Consider the following 17,800-nt stretch of genomic DNA (forward strand, 5'->3'; position numbering starts at 1 on the left):
TTGGGGAAGTGATTTTAGTTGCCGCAACTTAAGTTAGAAAATGTAAGCAAATGGTACAATGACAATGTTTGTGCAGTTCAAAATGTAAGTTTGCAAATTGAAAAAGAAGAATTCGTTGTTATTGTTGGTCCTTCAGGCTGTGGCAAATCTACATTATTAAGAATGATTGCAGGGCTCGAGAAAGCATCATCAGGCAAAATTTATTTAGATGGCACATGTATCAATGAGCTTCCAACAAGAGATAGACAAATTGCGATGGTTTTTCAAAATTATGCCTTGTATCCACATATGACAGTCTACGAAAATTTAGCATTTGGATTGAAAATGAGAAAGATTCCAAAAGTGGAAATTGATAAACGCATTAATGAAGTGACGAAAAACTTAAAGATTAATGGATTATTAAATCGTAAACCACAGAGTCTTTCAGGTGGCCAGTGTCAAAGAGTAGCATTAGCTCGTGCCATTATCAAAAAGACAAAGCTGTTTTTAATGGATGAACCTTTGTCTAGCCTTGATTCCACATTGCGTTTACAAATGCGGAGGGAAATTACAAATTTACATAACAAAATAAAAATAACATCAATTTACGTTACACATGACCAATCAGAAGCGATGACAATGGCAACGAAACTATTTGTGATGAAAGATGGCGTGATTCTACAAGTAGGACCACCTATGAACGTATATGAAAAACCAAATAGTATATTTGTTGCAACTTTTTTAGGTTCACCAGGAATGAATATTCTTCGGGGGAAGTTAATGGATGACACATTTATGATAGGCAAATCTTCAATCAAACTGCCAATGGACAAGTACGGTTACTTGTTGGAACAGGGTTATTGCAATAAGGAACTTCTCTTAGGGGTTAGGCCAGAGCATATTGTACAAGCAAAAGATAATGAATCTAATATATTGGATATCAAGATTACCCATGTTGAAAGACTAGGGGATGTTAGTTTGATATATTCATTTTTTGAATGCCAACCAATAGTAGCCAAAATGAATGATTTCACAATGAAATTTACCTTGGATTTAGATAGAATCCATTTCTTTGATCCATTGACGGAAAAGCGTGTAGATAGCTTTAACGATGAGTAAAAGAGGTGTTTTATTGAGAAAACTTTGTATATGCTTTGTTCTAATAGTAGTTTTTCTGCTCGGTTGTTCTTCTAACGAAAAAGATACAGAAGTTGAATTGGTTATTTCGGCAGCTACAAGTTTACAAGACGCATTAGCACCTATTCAAAAAATGTATGAAGAAGAAAACACAAATGTAAAATTGACGTTCAACTTTGGAAGTTCGGGAACTTTACAAAAACAAATTTTGCAAGGTGCACCTGTCGATTTATTTTTTTCAGCAGCAAAGAATCAATTTGAAGAGTTAGTGGAAAAAGGAGAAATTCATGATACAGAAAGCGTTGATTTACTGAAAAATAAGCTTGTTTTAATTACTCCAAAAGATAGCCAATTCAAAATTAAAGATTTTGAAAGTCTAAAACAACTAGATACTGCTAGAATTTCAATTGGAACACCTGAGACAGTGCCTGCAGGATTTTATGCAAAAGAAACGCTAACAAATCTCGGTCTATGGGAAGTTTTAGAGGGCAAAATTGTTTTTGCAAAAGATGTTAGACAAGTACTATCATATGTGGAAACGAAAAACGTTGAAGTGGGAATTGTTTATGCAACTGACGCACGCAATTCAGAAAAGGTAAATATTATCGCAACAGCAAGTAAAAGTTTACATACACCAATCATTTATCCTGTGGGTATTTTAAAAGACTCAAAGGAACATGTCGCAGCAAAGGATTTTCTTACCTTTTTACAAAGTGAAGAGGCCTTAAAACAATTTGAAAAGTATGGATTTACTATTGAATAATTTGTTTTGGAGTCCGGTTTGGATATCAATCAAAACGGCAATTGTCGCAGGTGTTTTTGTCATAATCCTTGGCACGCTAGTTGGTTATGTACTTTCTAAGAAAAAGTTTAAAGGTAAAATATTAATAGAAACAATTCTGATGTTGCCCATTGTGTTACCTCCAACCGTTATTGGGTTTTTCTTAATTATAATATTTGGACAAAACAGTTATATTGGTCAGTTTATCGAATGGATTTTTCGCCAACCAATTATTTTCACTTGGTGGGCAGCTGTATTTGCAGCAATTATTGTAGCATTTCCACTAATGTATCAATCCGCAAAATCAGGCTTTTCTTCCATCGACAAATCCATTGAAGATGCAGCAAGAATCGATGGCGCATCGGAATGGAAGGTGTTTTTATTTATTTCGATTCCTTTAGCTTCTAAATCTCTTCTATCGGGAAGTATTCTTAGTTTTGCTAGAGCATTAGGGGAATTTGGGGCAACGCTAATGTTTGCAGGTAATATTCCAGGAAAGACCCAAACTTTACCAACAGCTATTTACTTAGCCATTGATGGAGGGGAAATGGCGCTCGCATGGACTTGGGTTATTGCAATAGTTTTCATTTCTTTTATCATGATGTTTATTTTACAAATAAAACAAAAATAAAGAACAAGACTTGTAGTTGAAAAGCTATCAAGTCTTGTTTTTTTGTATTTAGGCAAGGTTTAACCAGAGTCGAGATTCTTAAAAATACTATTTTAGGGAAAATCACTATCAGAATAGGGCATTCCCTAATATTAGTTTTACTATTTTTCACTAATAATGGGGGAATGAGAAGAGATATGTCAATGCTTCCAACAATAGATTTCTATTGAAGTGAAAGGTGATGTCGAATGGCAAAGAAAAAGTTTGGAATGAAATATTTTAAGCCTGTCGAACGATATTCCGGAAATTGGTCCGTTCTTGAGGAAAAAAGTAGAGAGTGGGAAAACATGTATCGCCAAAGATGGTCCCACGATAAAATAGTGCGAACAACTCATGGCGTAAATTGCACAGGGTCTTGTAGTTGGCAAGTTTTTGTAAAGAATGGCATTATCACGTGGGAAAATCAACAAATTGATTACCCATCTTGTGGGCCAGATATGCCAGAATTTGAGCCGCGTGGTTGTCCGCGTGGTGCTACTTTTTCTTGGTATGAATATAGTCCATTGCGAATTAAGTACCCATATATGAGAGGGAAGCTTTGGAAACTATGGCAAGAGGCATTAAAACAAACTGACAATCCAGTTGATGCTTGGGCAAGTATTGTTGAAGATCCTGAAAAGGCAAAAAGCTATAAAAATGCTCGTGGTCGTGGAGGATTTGTACGTGTGAATTGGCAAGACGCACTAAGACTTATAAGTGCACAACTAATTTATACTATTAAAAAGTTTGGACCTGACCGTATAGCAGGTCAAACTCCGATTCCTGCGATGTCGATGATGAGTTATGCTGCTGGATCACGTTTTATCACATTGCTAGGTGGGGAAATGCTAAGTTTCTATGATTGGTATGCGGATTTACCTCCTGCATCGCCTCAAATATGGGGAGAACAAACCGATGTACCTGTTTCTGCGGATTGGTTTAATGCGGGATATCTCATAATGTGGGGATCCAATGTCCCGATGACTCGTACACCAGACGCTCACTATATGACAGAAGTTCGTTATAAAGGAACAAAGGTAGTATCTGTAGCACCTGACTATGCTGAAAACGTAAAGTTTGCTGATAACTGGCTAGCACCGCATCCAGGAACTGATGCTGCGGTCGCACAAGCAATGACTCACGTAATATTGCAAGAATTTTATGTAGAACGCAAAGAGCCGATGTTTTTGAACTATGCAAAGCAGTTTACCGATTTGCCTTTCCTTATCCAATTAGACGAGCATGAAGGGAAATATAAATGTGGTAGATTCTTGCGTGCTAGTGACATTGGTCAACAAACAGAGCATGCGGAATGGAAACCGGTGATTTTAGATGAAATTTCAAAGAAGATTGTCGTTCCAAACGGTACATTAGGTCAACGTTGGGAAGAAGGCAAGAAGTGGAATTTAAAAATGGAGCAGGAAGATGGAACGAAAATTGATCCCGCGCTAACTGTGGCCGACCAAGAAGCCACTTTGGAGGAAATTGTCTTTCCATACTTTGATGCTTCAGGGAATGGAATGTTTAGCCGCCACATCCCAGCGATGAAAATAACCCTCGCAGATGGTAGTACAAAACTTGTGACAACTGTACTAGATGTCATGCTTAGCCAATATGGAGTAAAAAGAAATAATAGTGAGTTTAATGCAAAGGGCTATGATGATGAATCTTCTCACTACACCCCAGCATGGCAAGAAAAAATAACAGGTGTTAAGCAATCAATCGTCATTCAAATAGCTCGGGAATTTGCTCAAAACGCCCTTGATACAAATGGACGCTCTATGATCATTATGGGAGCAGGTATCAATCACTGGTTTAATAGCGATACAATTTACCGCTCGATTTTAAACCTTGTTTTATTAACAGGTTCTCAAGGTGTTAATGGTGGTGGTTGGGCTCATTATGTTGGACAAGAAAAGGTGCGTCCGATTGAAGGTTGGGGAACAGTTGCTTTTGCAAAAGATTGGCAAGGGGCAATCCGCCAACAAAATACTACGTCATTTTACTATTTTGCAACAGACCAATGGAAATACGATGAAGTGGAGACAAACACATTAAAGTCGCCTATTTCTGATAGTCTACGCTATGAGCATCCCGCTGACTATAACGTACTTGCTGCAAGATTAGGGTGGTTACCGTCTTACCCGCAATTTAATAAAAACAGCTTAACTTTTGCGGAGACAGAAAATGCAACAAACGAAGAAGTAATTCAAAGTGCATACAATAAACTCGTTTCTGGGGAGACAAAGTGGGCAATTGAAGATCCAGACGCCCATGAAAACCATCCAAAGACGTTATTTGTTTGGCGTTCCAATATCATTTCTGCCTCTGCTAAGGGACAAGAATACTTTATGAAGCATTTGCTAGGTGCCAACAGTGGACTTTTAGCAACACCGAAAAAAGAAGGAAGACCAAAAGAAGTCAAGTGGCATGAAGAAGATGTAGAAGGAAAACTAGATTTACTAGTTTCTCTTGATTTCCGTATGACAACAACACCTTTATATGCAGATATTGTTTTACCAGCTGCGACTTGGTACGAAAAAACGGATATTTCTTCGACAGACATGCATCCGTTTATTAACCCATTTAATCCTGCAGTGGACCCGCTTTGGGAGTCGAGGTCAGATTGGGATTGGTTCCGTTCAATTGCGGAGATTTTCTCCAAAATGGCAGAAAACCACTTACCAGGTGTTTATAAAGATGTTGTTGCTGTCCCATTAGCACACGACTCAGATGGTGAAATGACACAACCTTTAGGGCAAATTAAAGATTGGCGAAAAAATGAGGTCGAACCAATTCTCGGAAAAACAATGCCAAATCTGAAAATTGTTGAACGAGATTACACAAAAGTCTATGACAAATTTATCACGCTCGGCCCTTTACTTGAAAAGGGGAAAATTGGCGCACATGGGATTAGCTATCCTGTTGATGAAGAGTATGAAGATTTAAAGAAAATTAATGGCACTCATTTAGATGAAACGTTGAAAAATGGGTTGCCGATGTTATTCTCTGCAAGACAGGCAATTAATGCTGTTCTTCATCTTTCATCTGCTACTAATGGTAAAGCTTCTCAAAAAGCCTTTGAAACAGCTGAAAACCTATTCGGGGTCCCTTTAAAAGATATTTCTGCAAACAGAGCAGCAGAAAAAATTACGTTCCAAAATATTACAGTTCAGCCGCGTGAAGTAATCCCAACACCTGTCTTTACAAGTGCAGCTGAAGAGGGGTATAAATATTCACCATTTACGATTAATGTTCAAAGGGAAGTGCCATTCCGTACACTTACAGGACGTCAACATTTCTACATTGATCATGAACTGTTCCTACAATTTGGAGAAGCTTTACCTGTATACAAACCGTCGCTACCTCCTATGGTATTTGGCGAAGGGGATAAAAAAGTTGTTGGGGGACAAGATGCTTTAGTATTGCGTTATTTAACACCCCACGGAAAATGGAATATCCATACAACCTATCAAGATAACTTAATCATGTTAACGCTATTTAGAGGAGGACCAACTGTATGGATTCATAATGAAGATGCGGAGTCTCAGGGCATTAAGGATAACGATTGGGTAGAAGTATTTAACCGTAATGGTGTTGTTACGGCAAGGGCGGTCGTCAGCCATCGTATGCCAAAAGGAACGATGTACATGTACCACGCTCAAGATAAACATATTAACGTTCCAACATCGAACATTACCGAATTGCGCGGAGGAAGTCATAACGCGCCGACAAGTATTCATGTAAAGCCAACACATATGGTAGGTGGTTATGCCCAATTAAGTTACGGCTTTAACTATTACGGACCAATTGGAAGTAACCGTGACGAATACGCGGCTGTCCGTAAGATGAAGGAGGTTAAATGGGGTGAAGATTAAGGCGCAAATTGCAATGGTCATGAATTTAGATAAATGTATTGGCTGTCATACATGTAGTATTACGTGTAAGACAGCTTGGACAAATCGCCCTGGTGCTGAGTATATTTGGTTTAACAACGTGGAAACAAAACCAGGGATTGGTTATCCAAAGAAGTGGGAAGACCAAGATATATACAAAGGTGGCTGGGAGCTAAGAAAAGGAAAACTAGAACTAAAAGCCGGTACAAAGCTCAATAAAATGGCTTGGGGGAAAATTTTCTATAATCCTGATATGCCAGAGATTAAAGATTTTTATGAACCTTGGACATACGATTATGAAAATTTAACTTTAACGGGTGAAGTTCAACATTCTCCTGTTGCACGTCCGAAGTCTGTTATTACGGGCGAACGAATGGATGTACAATGGGGTCCAAACTGGGAAGATGATTTGGCAGGTGGACATGTTATTGGCCCACAAGATCCTAATATGAAAAAAATTGAAGAAGAAATTAAGTTTAGCTTTGAACAAGCATTTATGGTCTATTTGCCAAGGATTTGTGAACATTGTTTAAACCCAGGTTGCGTTGCTTCTTGTCCATCTGGTGCAATGTACAAACGCGATGAGGATGGAATAGTATTAGTAGACCAAGAAGCATGTCGTGGTTGGCGCTATTGTACAACTGGATGCCCATATAAAAAAGTGTACTTCAATTGGAAAACAAATAAAGCAGAAAAATGTACGTTCTGTTATCCGCGTATTGAATCAGGTACACCAACAATCTGTAGTGAAACTTGTGTAGGTAGACTTCGATATTTAGGTGTTTTACTATACGATGCTGATAAAGTTTTAGAAGCAGCATCAACAGAGGATGAGAAAGGATTATATCAAGCCCATTGTGATCTTTTCCTCGATCCTCATGACCCTGCTGTAATTGAACAAGCAAGGAAAGACGGGATTTCAGAAGAGTGGATTGAAGGTGCGCAAAATTCGCCAGTTTATAAATTAGCTATTGAATATAAACTAGCATTCCCACTTCATCCCGAATATCGAACATTGCCAATGGTTTGGTACGTGCCGCCACTTAGTCCAATCATGAACTATTTCGAAGGGAAAGATTCAATCAATAATCCAGATATGATTTTCCCAGCTATCGAAGAAATGCGTGTACCAATAGACTATTTAGCGAATTTGTTAACGGCAGGAGATGCAAAACCTGTGAAAGAAGCATTGCAAAAAATGGCGATGATGCGTATGTATATGAGAGCGGACTCATCTGGAAAGCAATTCGATGAGAAGAGATTAGAGCAAGTTGGTTTAACGGCTAATCAAATTAAACAAATGTACCGCTTGCTATCCATTGCAAAGTACGACGATCGCTACGTTATTCCGAAATCCCACCGCGAAAATTATGTTGACCCATACCATGCACAAGGGATTGCAGGTTTTGAAATGGGGAATAATGTTAGTTATGTTGGTACAGAAAATGGAAACTTTAACAATAATACGATGATGGACTTTAGTGCAGGATGTAGTGGTTGTAGCGTCGGTTCTTCTGCAATGGCACCAGTTATGGCTACTAGCACGGGCTGTGGAGATGGTTGTGGTTGTAGTTCTTCACCAACACCAATACAAAGTTCTAGTGGAGGTTGCGGTGATGGATGTGGCTGTGGCTCAACAAATACGACAGTAACTGCTGAACCGTCATTTATACCGAAACTTACAACGATGTTAAAGAAAACAGGTGAACAATTGTCAGGTAAACCGGTATTTGAGGAAAACTTCTATGGAGGGATCTGGCGTGATTGATTTAAGTCAACTTTATGAAAATAAATCCGTATTTGGTTTCTTTGCTGAAATGTTAAGCTATCCAGAGGTGGAAGCAATGAATCCCTCTCAGATAGAAGAAATAATATCACCAGAAGATCCAGCATATCACTATGTTTCAACCTTTTTAGAGGAAATAAAGCATTATGAAATTGATAAATTGCAAGAACTCTATGTAGAGACTTTCGATTTTAATGAGAATGCTGCCCTTTATATGACGTATTTTAAATTTAAAGATGGAAAAGAACGCGGACAAATGCTAGCAAAGCTTAAAGTTTTATATGAGATGTTTGGATTAGCAATGCCTGATGAAGAACTCTCTGATTATCTTCCTTTAATTTGCGAATTTTTATATGAAGTAGATTGGCAAGGCGACCCTCGTGCAACAGAAAGCTTTAATATGTTGTTTGCAGTTTTAGAAGACGGTACTTACCATTTACTCAAAACTTTAGAAAAAATGAATAGTCCTTACTTTTCATTAGTCAAAGGGTTGAGAGAAACATTTAAAGCATGCGTTTTAAGGGAGGCACTAGGATGAGCTTTCTAGATCAGTTTTTGTGGGTAATCTTCCCTTATGTTTGTATTGTCATTTTTATTATTGGCCATATTATTAGATATCGAAATGACCAGTTTAGTTGGACTGCCAAATCGAGTGAATTTATTGAAAAGAAACAATTAATGATTGGAAGTTTACTTTTCCATCTAGGAATCATTCCAGTTATTTTAGGGCATTTTGCTGGACTAGTAATTCCTAGAGAATGGATGCACAGTTTAGGAGTTAGTGACCACCTCTATCATATTGGTGCAGTTTATATTGGGGGATTATTTGGCATCATGACGCTTGCTGGAATGTTAATATTAACATTTAGAAGATTTAGCCTAAAATCTGTACGTAGGTTAAGTTCTGCATCAGATTTAATTGTTAATGTGTTATTACTGTTTATCATTATCGTTGGAGTCTACGCAACGTTTTTCACAAATGCCGCAAACCCTGATTTTGATTACCGTCAAACCATTTCTGTTTGGTTTAGAAATTTATTTATACTACAACCAAATGCAGCTTATATGGTGAATGTACCGATATCATTCCAATTGCATGTAATTACTGGGTTTTTAATCTTTGCATTTTGGCCATTTACGCGTCTTGTTCATGTGTGGAGTGTACCATTCAACTATTCGAGAAGAAGTTATATTCTTTATCGAAAAAATGAACGAGTAAGTTAATAATAAGTGTCGAATAATGTCGTCTCACAATGAGGCGGCATTTTTTTGCATTTGAAAGTAAAAGTATATAAAAAGAAGTTATTACCTAAACTAGGTAAAGCTACATTAATTTGAGTACTGTTACATGATCACATCCTAAAGGAGATGGTGAGAAATGTCGAGACAAAACGAAAAAAAGATGGAATTTGAATTTCAAATTCATCCCGTTCAAAATAAAAAAATACTACAGGCACAAGAAGAAGAACGTAAAAGAATATCAAGAGAACTTCATGATAGTGTTAGCCAAGATTTGATTGGCATGTTGATTGACTTAAGAGTATTAAAGAATATAGATCGCGAAGAATTACTACATTGTAAAATCAATAAAATGGAACAATCTATTTTAACGTTAATTAAGCAAATAAAAAATATTTGTGTTGAATTACGAACACCTGTTGAAATTGAAAACAACTTAGAGGATTCACTTCAAAAATTTTTCAATCGAATCAACAAACAATTTGGGATAACTATTCATTTTAATTCGAATATTTCTACTAATCTTTTCAACAGCGAAATAAATACTGGAATCTATCGAATTTGTCAGGAAGCCATTATGAATGCAGTTAAATATGCAAAGGTTGAAGAAATATTTGTCCGATTTGAAGTGCGAAATGGATTCATAAAAATAGAAATTACTGATAAGGGGATAGGGTTTCGCATTCAAGATAAAAAAGAAGGGCTCGGTTTACTTGGCATGAAAGAGCGTGCTGAGTTAATAAATGGGAAGCTCAACGTCCAATCAAGAGTTGGAAAAGGAACTGTTGTCCAGTTACTACTTCCATCACTTAAGGAGGGGGCATATTGATAAAGCTCGTTATAGCCGATGATCATACAGTCGTTCGTTCAGGGTTTTCGATGCTAATTAATCATCAAAAAGATATGGAAGTTGTAGCAACTGCTTCAGACGGTACAGAAGCTTATCAACTAGTAGGTAAATACGAACCACAAATATTGCTAATGGATGTAAACATGCCACCTGGTGAAGGCGGACTAATTGCTACGAAAAAGATTAAAGAAGATTATCCTAATATAAAGATTATTATTTTAACGATGTATGAAGATCAGGAGCTTTTATATATTTTATTAAAAAATGGAGCATCAGGATATATTTTAAAAAATGCTCAGGAAGAAGATCTTTTCTCTGCGATACGTACCGTTTTTAATGGTGGAGTTTATATTTATCCAAAAATGGCAACAAGCCTTGTACAAGATTTTCTTACTAAACATGCAGAAGAACAACAAGACAATCCTTTTACAATCTTATCAAACCGGGAGTTAGAAATATTACCGCTGATTGCGAAAGGATATGGCAACAAAGAAATTGCAGAAAAACTTTTTATTTCAGTTAAAACGGTCGAAGCGCATAAAGCAAAAATAATGGAAAAGTTAAATTTTAAAGGAAAACCGGATTTAGTTGAATATGCTTTAAAGAAAAGATTGTTAACTTTTTGAATTTAATTTTAGGGACATTTCTGTAATTTTAAGGGATGTCCCTATTCTATTAAATCTTTCAACATAGATAGTAAACATTTGGTGAATACTGATGTTAACTAACTTTTTGAAAGAGTGATGTTATGATTAAAAAGATTCAATTACCATTACAAACATTAAATTTAGTAGTTGGCTTTATGGTATGGGTAATTATTTCTTCACTAATCGCTTATATGGGAGAGGATATTGACATACCAAAAGATAAGCTGGCAGTTTTAACAGCTATTCCGGTTATCTTGGGGTCAATTTTACGTATTCCCCTAGGCTATTTAGCGGATGTGATTGGGTCAAGGTTTGTCTTTCTTATCAGTTTTATTGCATTGTTATTCCCGGTATTTTATATCAGTGATGCCAACACGTACACAGATTTAATTATCGGTGGATTGTTTTTAGGAATTGGTGGAGCAGTATTCTCTGTTGGGGTTACTTCACTTCCAAAGTACTATCCGAAAGAAAAAATGGGCTTTGTAAATGGTATTTACGGCGCCGGGAATATTGGGACCGCCATTACTACATTTGCTGCGCCTTTGATTGCAAATCAAATTGGTTGGTCATCAACAATTAAGTTGTATCTTATTTTATTACTTGTTTTTATTGCATTAAACATCTTCTTTGGAGATCGAAAAGAACCACGGAAAAAGACACCGATAGTCGAACAAATCAAAGGTGTTTATAAAAGCGGGAAAATGTGGAACTTCTCATTATTTTACTTTATTACATTTGGATCCTTTGTAGCGTTTACAGTGTATCTTCCTAACTTCTTAGTTTCTAATTTTGGGTTGGAAAAAGTAGATGCGGGAATGCGAACTGCTGGTTTTATCGTTGTTGCAACATTATTCCGTCCGATTGGTGGATGGTTAGGGGATAAGTTCCAACCTTTAATTTTATTAATGATTGTTTTTGGGACTTATACGTTATCGGCAATTTTATTAGCGTTTTCACCTTCCCTTCTTTGGTATACAATTGGCTGTATTTTAATTGCGGTTGTCGCAGGGATTGGCAATGGAGTTATTTTTAAATTGGTTCCGTTTTACTTTAATAAACAAGCAGGGATTGTTAACGGAATTGTGTCGATGATGGGTGGACTTGGAGGGTTTTTCCCACCAATTTTATTGGCAACAATTTTCTCCATTACAGGCCAATATTCAATAGGGTTTATGCTATTATCATCCGTTTCTTTGGCAAGTTTAGTTATAGTCGTTAGTATGTATTACCAAGATCGACTAACCTTATCTCAGGAAGTGTTTAACTCGACAGCGCAAGGAATTCTCGTAACTGAAACAAATGGAACAATTAAAGCAGTAAATCCTGCTTTTACTCGTCTTACTGGATATACGAAAGAAGAGGCAATCGGACAAACACCTAGAATTTTAAAAACAAATCGGCAAAATAAAGAATTTTACGACCAGATGTGGAATAGCATAAAAGAAAATGGCATGTGGCAAGGTGAAATTTGGAACCGAAGAAAAAACGGTGAAGAATATAAAGAATGGCTCACAATTAGTGCCGTTACAGATGAAACAGGGGACCCTGTTCGGTATGTTGGAACGTTTTCGGATATTACGGATGAAAAAAAGAAGAAGGATGACTAATCATTAATTGATTGGTCACCCTTTCATTTTTAGAAAGGGAGTTAATGATGGATACTCGTTTTTCCCGACAACTATTATTTAAAGGAATAGGACAAGAAGGACAACAAAGATTAGAAAAATCAAAAGTCGCCATAATTGGTTGTGGTGCACTCGGATCAAGTGTATTGGAAACGTTAGTACGAGCAGGTATTGGTACAATCCATATTGCAGATCGAGACGTTGTTGAACTTTCAAATCTACATAGACAGCAATTATTTTCAGAATATGACGCTTTGGAGCAGTTACCTAAAGTCATTGCTGCTGAAAAAAGAATAAAAGCAATTCGCTCAGATTTTTCGTTACATACATACATTCAACACGTTGATTCCACACTTATCCAACAGTTAGCACAACAAGTAGATATAATCGTTGACGCCACAGATAATTTTGAGACAAGGCTATTAATCAATGATGCAGCATATAAATACAACATTCCATGGATTTATGGCGCATGTATAGGTAGTTCAGGAGTTGTATTCCCTTTTATCCCAAATCAATCAGCATGTTTACGTTGTTTATTACCAGTGTTACCCTCTACGAATGAAACATGCGATACAGTGGGCATTATTTCTCCTGCCGTCCAAATTACTGCTGCTATACAAAGTGCAGAAGTGCTAAAGTGGCTAACCGGGCAAGAAAATCTAATGCTAAAAAAAATTTACCATTTTGATTGTTGGAATTCTTCACAGCTCAATATCGGAGTGTCTAAAGTAAAAAAACCTCTTTGCAAAACATGTAGTAATAATCCAGCCTACCCTTCATTACAAGTTAATCTTCAGCAACATTATGCAGTATTATGTGGGCGAGATGCTGTTCAAATACTTCCCAGTACCGATAGAAAAATTACATTACAAGATGCAGCGAAGATAGCGAACAAATTAAATGTCCCTGTCAAACAAAATCCGTATTTTGTTGAATTTAAAAAAGAGAATCATAGAATAATTGTATTTCAAGATGGAAGAATTTTGATACATGGGCTAAAAAACATTCACGAAAGTAGAAAAATGGTTACGCAATTATTTGGCTAGAAAGGAAGTGGAAATGACTTGTCTGAATATATTGAGTTCAATCGAGAAGTTGGTTTAGCCGTTTTAACGATTAGTGATACACGTACTGCAAAAACAGATGAAAGTGGAGCTCTAATCGAGTTATTAGTGAAACAATCGCCGTTTATTCATATCGCTGAAAAACAAATTTGTAAGGACGAAAAAAGCGATATTTTACAAATTATCATGAGTTGGTATAGCAATCCGAAAATAAATTGCATCATTACAACTGGTGGAACCGGGATTGCCAAAAGGGATATTACCATAGAAGCAATAGCACCGACATTCACAAAAGAAATTGACGGATTCGGTGAGTTATTCCGTTATTTAAGCTTTACGGAAGATGTAGGAACTCGCGCCATGTTAAGTAGAGCGGCAGCAGGGACGTTTCTAAACAAAGTAATTTTTATCTTACCAGGCTCACCAAAAGCAATACAGTTAGCAATGTCAAAATTAATACTCCCCGAATTAGAACACATTGTATTCGAACTAACTAAATAGAATAAGGACTATATTTGCACTTAATTTAAGTTAAGTCGTATGTTGTAATTGCTAATTTAATTATTTAGTCAGTTTCCCGTAAATAGTCGCCACTTTTCCCACCAGTTTTTGAAATAAGCATTGTGTTGCCAATTACCATGTCTTTACCAAGTGCCTTACACATATCGTAAATGGTAAGGGCGGCGGTTGAGGCTGCAACTAATGCTTCCATTTCAACACCTGTAGAACCTTTTGTTTTTACTTCAGCAGTTATGTTAATTACATAATTCTCACTAGTTGACCACTCAAATGTAATGTTTACACCAGTTAATGCAAGAGGGTGACACATTGGAATAAGGGAAGAAGTGTTTTTAGCCGCCATGATACCCGCTACTTGTGCAACAGAAAACACATCCCCTTTTTTATTGGAACCTTCTGCTATTTGTTTATAAATTTCCTCATTCACAGTAATTGATGAAAGAGCAACTGCTGTTCGAACTGTTTCTGTTTTGTCTGAAATATCAACCATCTTTGCGCGACCTTGTTCATTGAAGTGTGTAAGTTCAGTCATCATGATCCTTCCTCTCTAAAATGAAATCCTTTTAGTCTTACCTGAAAAGCAATGTAAAAAAATTATAGCATGTAAATTGTTTGGAGATGAGTAATATGGTGGAAATAAGAAGGCCAATCCAGGTGAATGATGCTTTAGAAAAAGTTTTAAGTCAGGTAATACCCTTAGAAGCGGAAGAAGTAGAACTGTCAAAAAGCTACGGAACTATACTAGCTGAGGCGATCATCGCACCACATGATGTCCCGCTATTTAACCGCTCTCCATATGACGGGTATGCGATTCGTTCTGTAGATTCGATACACGCATCGGGAAGCAATCGAATATTGTTCCATGTAGTAGGTCATATCGGGGCAGGAGATTTTTATCATAACGAGCTTAGAGAAAACGAAGCAGTTCGTATTATGACAGGTGCAGCTCTACCATATGGAGCAGATGCTGTTGTCATGTTCGAACAAACAATCGAAAAGGACAACACTTTTACAATCCGCAAACCTTTTAGATATTTGGAAAATGTCTCTTTACAAGGGGAGGATGCCAAAAAGGGTGAGGAGCTTATTTCAAAGGGGCAACTTATCCATCCAGGGGTTATGGCGTTGCTAGCTACTTTTGGCTATGCTTTTGTAAAAGTTTCTAAAAAACCAAAAGTAGGCATTTTATGTACAGGTTCAGAACTTCTCCAAGTGAATGACAGTTTGCAACCGGGGAAAATCCGGAACAGCAACGGGCCAATGATTGAGGGGCAATTAGCAAGAATGGGAATTGAGTACAAGTCATATGGTATTCTTCCAGATCATTTAGAAGATTGTCAGAACCTAGTCAGAAAAGCTTTGGATGAGAATGATTGCGTGATTACGACTGGTGGTGTTTCAGTTGGTGATTTTGATTTTATCCCTAAAATTTATAAACAATTAAACGCGCAAGTATTATTTAATAAGGTTGCGATGCGTCCTGGTAGTGTAACGTCATGTGCAGTTTTAGATGGAAAACTGTTATTTGGATTATCAGGGAACCCTTCTGCTTGTTATATAGGATTTGAAATATTTACTCGACCAGCCCTTCAAAAAATGATGGGGAATGTTCGACCATTTTTACCTCAAACAAAAGCGGTATTGTTAGAAAATTATTCAAAACCCAATCCATTTACGAGATTTATCCGCAGTATTTATTCCTTTGATGGCAATCAGGCAACAATTTTACCTGCAGGATTTAATAAGTCCAATGCAGTTAGCTCCATTGCAAAAGGTAATGCGTTTATGGTGCTGCCAAGTGGTACAAGGAGCTTCAAAAAAGGTGATGTAGTGGATGTCCTATTACTCGGATATGAGGATGGGGTATCAACATGGAATCTATGAAAATTTTACAAATTGTAGGATTCAAAAAGAGTGGAAAAACTTCATTAATTCAAAGGTGGATCCAGGAATGTCGAAAACAAGAAATGGAAGTTGCAGTTGTGAAACACCATGGACATTCCAATGGCTTATCAATTCCAAATGATAGTACGGATAGTATGAAATTTTTCGTTAGTGGTGCAGTTAGTGCAATTGTTGCAGATGAGGAAACGATTCAAATCCATCAAAGAAAAAGACATTGGACACTAGAACATTTAATTGCAGTAGCAAAAAATAGTGAACCTCAAATTCTTTTCATTGAAGGGTATAAGGAGGCAGACTATCCGAAAGTCGCCATCATTAAAACAGACAAAGATTGGGACTCATTAAAGCAATTATCAAATATCATGCTTGTTTTAGTTCATGATAATGTTTCTTTACAACTACCTTCCTGTTATTCAATTCATGATATTTCTGGACTAAATAACTGGCTAACAAATTGGATAGGTGGGAAAACATATGAAGTTATTTGAAATTGTGACGGACGAAATCCAACCAGAAAAGTATAGAGAAGCTGTAGTTCACCCCGGAGCAGGTGCTGTCACTGTTTTTACAGGGCATGTTCGGGAATGGACGAAGGGGGTTAGAACTCTTTACTTAGAATACGATGCCTACGTGTCGATGGCGGAGAAGAAAATGGCAGAAATCAGTGAAGAAGTGCAGCACAAATGGCCTGAAACCAAAATTGCCATTGCTCATCGTATCGGTAAATTAAAAATATCGGATATTGCTGTTGTCATTGCGGTTTCTTCACCCCATCGAAAACATGCTTATGAAGCAAATGAATATGCAATTGAACGAATAAAAGAAATTGTTCCCATTTGGAAGAAAGAAATTTGGGAAAATGGGCAAGAATGGAAAGGAGATCAAAGGAAAAAACCATTATTGGAGGTGGAATAAATGATTACGCTTTATTACTTTGCAGGTTTAAGGGATAAAGCAGGAGTCGATGTTGAACAAGTACAGCTAACTGGGCTAAAAGTACGAGAACTTTTAGAATATGTTTCCAATAAATATGAAGGCTTCAAAGGCAGTTTGATTCATATTGCTGTAAATGAGGAATATGCCCTGCTTGATGATATTGTGAAAGACGGTGATGTTGTCGCCTTTATTCCACCAGTAAGTGGCGGTTAACATGATTGGTGTGATTCTTGCAGGAGGAGAATCGAGAAGGTTTGGCTCACCGAAAGCATTTGCCAAAATAGGTGACCAATATTTTTATGAAATAGCTTATAAAAACTTAGAACCAGTTTGTCAAAAAGTAATAATCGTTACGCGGGATGAACTGCTACCTTTATTTCCATCACACCTTCTGAAAATTGTTGACACTGTTCAATTTAAAGGAAATGGTCCATTAGCTGGAATTTACTCAGCAATGATAGAAGAATTAGCGGAACAGTATATGGTATTACCTTGTGATATGCCCTTTTTAAATCGTGCTATTTTACAAAGATTGTGTAATGTTTGTTCGAAGTCAATGGTGGTGGCTGTTAGAAATGAACAACATCTTTATCCCCTTGTCGGTATTTGGAATCGGTCCGTTATAAACATCATTTACGACCATTTGCAAAACAATGAAAAAAGTGTTTTACATCTGTTAAAAAAGATAGATACAACATGGGTTGAAGCAGAGTATTTAACCAAAAATCCATCCTATTATTTTCAAAATCTCAATCAACCACTTGAAGAAAGAAGTGAGTAG

At 36.9% G+C, this 17,800-nt stretch carries 18 protein-coding genes; 17 read left to right on the forward strand and 1 reads right to left on the reverse strand.

Annotation, left to right across the window (positions count from 1 at the left end; all coding sequences use genetic code 11):
- The first annotated feature begins 18 nt into the window (after positions 1 to 18).
- From CRO00_RS05200 to CRO00_RS05255, 12 genes are all read left to right on the forward strand, one after another.
- Positions 19 to 1,098: an ABC transporter ATP-binding protein gene (locus CRO00_RS05200; protein ID WP_097072609.1), complete on the forward strand. Its 1,080-nt coding sequence runs from the start codon at positions 19 to 21 to the stop codon at positions 1,096 to 1,098.
- On the forward strand, positions 1,091 to 1,879 hold the full coding sequence (modA, locus tag CRO00_RS05205; RefSeq protein WP_097072610.1) for a molybdate ABC transporter substrate-binding protein: 789 nt from the start codon (positions 1,091 to 1,093) through the stop codon (positions 1,877 to 1,879). Before CRO00_RS05200 ends, modA begins: the two co-directional genes overlap by 8 nt.
- Entirely contained in the window at positions 1,860 to 2,528 is a 669-nt protein-coding gene (modB, locus tag CRO00_RS05210; protein ID WP_419865856.1) for a molybdate ABC transporter permease subunit, read from the forward strand. Before modA ends, modB begins: the two co-directional genes overlap by 20 nt.
- Before the next feature lie 227 nt (positions 2,529 to 2,755).
- The gene (locus tag CRO00_RS05215; RefSeq protein WP_097072611.1) at positions 2,756 to 6,424 is read left to right on the forward strand and encodes a nitrate reductase subunit alpha; all 3,669 of its coding nucleotides are present in this window, start codon (positions 2,756 to 2,758) and stop codon (positions 6,422 to 6,424) included.
- On the forward strand, positions 6,414 to 8,210 hold the full coding sequence (narH, locus tag CRO00_RS05220; RefSeq protein ID WP_097072612.1) for a nitrate reductase subunit beta: 1,797 nt from the start codon (positions 6,414 to 6,416) through the stop codon (positions 8,208 to 8,210). The genes CRO00_RS05215 and narH overlap by 11 nt, the downstream gene beginning before the upstream one ends.
- Positions 8,203 to 8,766, forward strand: coding sequence for a nitrate reductase molybdenum cofactor assembly chaperone (narJ, locus tag CRO00_RS05225; RefSeq protein WP_097072613.1), 564 nt, complete (start codon positions 8,203 to 8,205; stop codon positions 8,764 to 8,766). Before narH ends, narJ begins: the two co-directional genes overlap by 8 nt.
- Positions 8,763 to 9,452, forward strand: a complete 690-nt coding sequence (gene narI, locus CRO00_RS05230; RefSeq protein ID WP_097072614.1) for a respiratory nitrate reductase subunit gamma — start codon at positions 8,763 to 8,765, stop codon at positions 9,450 to 9,452. The genes narJ and narI overlap by 4 nt, the downstream gene beginning before the upstream one ends.
- A gap of 154 nt (positions 9,453 to 9,606) precedes the next feature.
- The gene (locus CRO00_RS05235) at positions 9,607 to 10,296 is read left to right on the forward strand and encodes a sensor histidine kinase (RefSeq protein WP_097072615.1); all 690 of its coding nucleotides are present in this window, start codon (positions 9,607 to 9,609) and stop codon (positions 10,294 to 10,296) included.
- The gene (locus CRO00_RS05240) at positions 10,293 to 10,943 is read left to right on the forward strand and encodes a response regulator (protein WP_272914308.1); all 651 of its coding nucleotides are present in this window, start codon (positions 10,293 to 10,295) and stop codon (positions 10,941 to 10,943) included. Before CRO00_RS05235 ends, CRO00_RS05240 begins: the two co-directional genes overlap by 4 nt.
- A 122-nt stretch (positions 10,944 to 11,065) precedes the next feature.
- A complete protein-coding gene (locus CRO00_RS05245) occupies positions 11,066 to 12,574 on the forward strand; it encodes a nitrate/nitrite transporter (RefSeq protein ID WP_097072616.1) in 1,509 nt (502 codons plus the stop codon).
- Positions 12,575 to 12,621: 47 nt separating this feature from the next.
- Entirely contained in the window at positions 12,622 to 13,641 is a 1,020-nt protein-coding gene (locus tag CRO00_RS05250) for a ThiF family adenylyltransferase (protein WP_097072617.1), read from the forward strand.
- An 18-nt stretch (positions 13,642 to 13,659) separates the two neighbouring features.
- Complete coding sequence (locus CRO00_RS05255) at positions 13,660 to 14,160, forward strand: MogA/MoaB family molybdenum cofactor biosynthesis protein (RefSeq protein WP_097072618.1); 501 nt, start codon at positions 13,660 to 13,662, stop codon at positions 14,158 to 14,160.
- Between the two features lie 64 nt (positions 14,161 to 14,224).
- On the opposite strand, the gene moaC is transcribed toward CRO00_RS05255, so the two are convergent.
- Positions 14,225 to 14,710 (reverse strand): cyclic pyranopterin monophosphate synthase MoaC, encoded by a 486-nt coding sequence (gene moaC, locus CRO00_RS05260; RefSeq protein ID WP_097072619.1) that lies wholly within the window; start codon positions 14,708 to 14,710, stop codon positions 14,225 to 14,227.
- A gap of 95 nt (positions 14,711 to 14,805) precedes the next feature.
- On the opposite strand from moaC, the gene CRO00_RS05265 reads away from it, so the two are divergent.
- From CRO00_RS05265 to mobA, 5 genes are read left to right on the forward strand one after another with little or no spacing between them, the layout of a single operon-like run.
- Positions 14,806 to 16,062, forward strand: a complete 1,257-nt coding sequence (locus tag CRO00_RS05265; RefSeq protein WP_097072620.1) for a molybdopterin molybdotransferase MoeA — start codon at positions 14,806 to 14,808, stop codon at positions 16,060 to 16,062.
- Entirely contained in the window at positions 16,050 to 16,571 is a 522-nt protein-coding gene (gene mobB, locus CRO00_RS05270; RefSeq protein WP_097072621.1) for a molybdopterin-guanine dinucleotide biosynthesis protein B, read from the forward strand. Before CRO00_RS05265 ends, mobB begins: the two co-directional genes overlap by 13 nt.
- Complete coding sequence (locus CRO00_RS05275; RefSeq protein ID WP_097072622.1) at positions 16,558 to 16,998, forward strand: molybdenum cofactor biosynthesis protein MoaE; 441 nt, start codon at positions 16,558 to 16,560, stop codon at positions 16,996 to 16,998. Before mobB ends, CRO00_RS05275 begins: the two co-directional genes overlap by 14 nt.
- Entirely contained in the window at positions 16,999 to 17,232 is a 234-nt protein-coding gene (moaD, locus tag CRO00_RS05280) for a molybdopterin converting factor subunit 1 (protein ID WP_097072623.1), read from the forward strand.
- The gene (gene mobA, locus CRO00_RS05285) at positions 17,222 to 17,800 is read left to right on the forward strand and encodes a molybdenum cofactor guanylyltransferase (RefSeq protein WP_161946618.1); all 579 of its coding nucleotides are present in this window, start codon (positions 17,222 to 17,224) and stop codon (positions 17,798 to 17,800) included. Before moaD ends, mobA begins: the two co-directional genes overlap by 11 nt.

It is taken from the genome of Ureibacillus xyleni (assembly GCF_900217795.1).
In the GTDB taxonomy this organism is placed as follows: Bacteria; Bacillota; Bacilli; order Bacillales_A; family Planococcaceae; genus Ureibacillus; species Ureibacillus xyleni.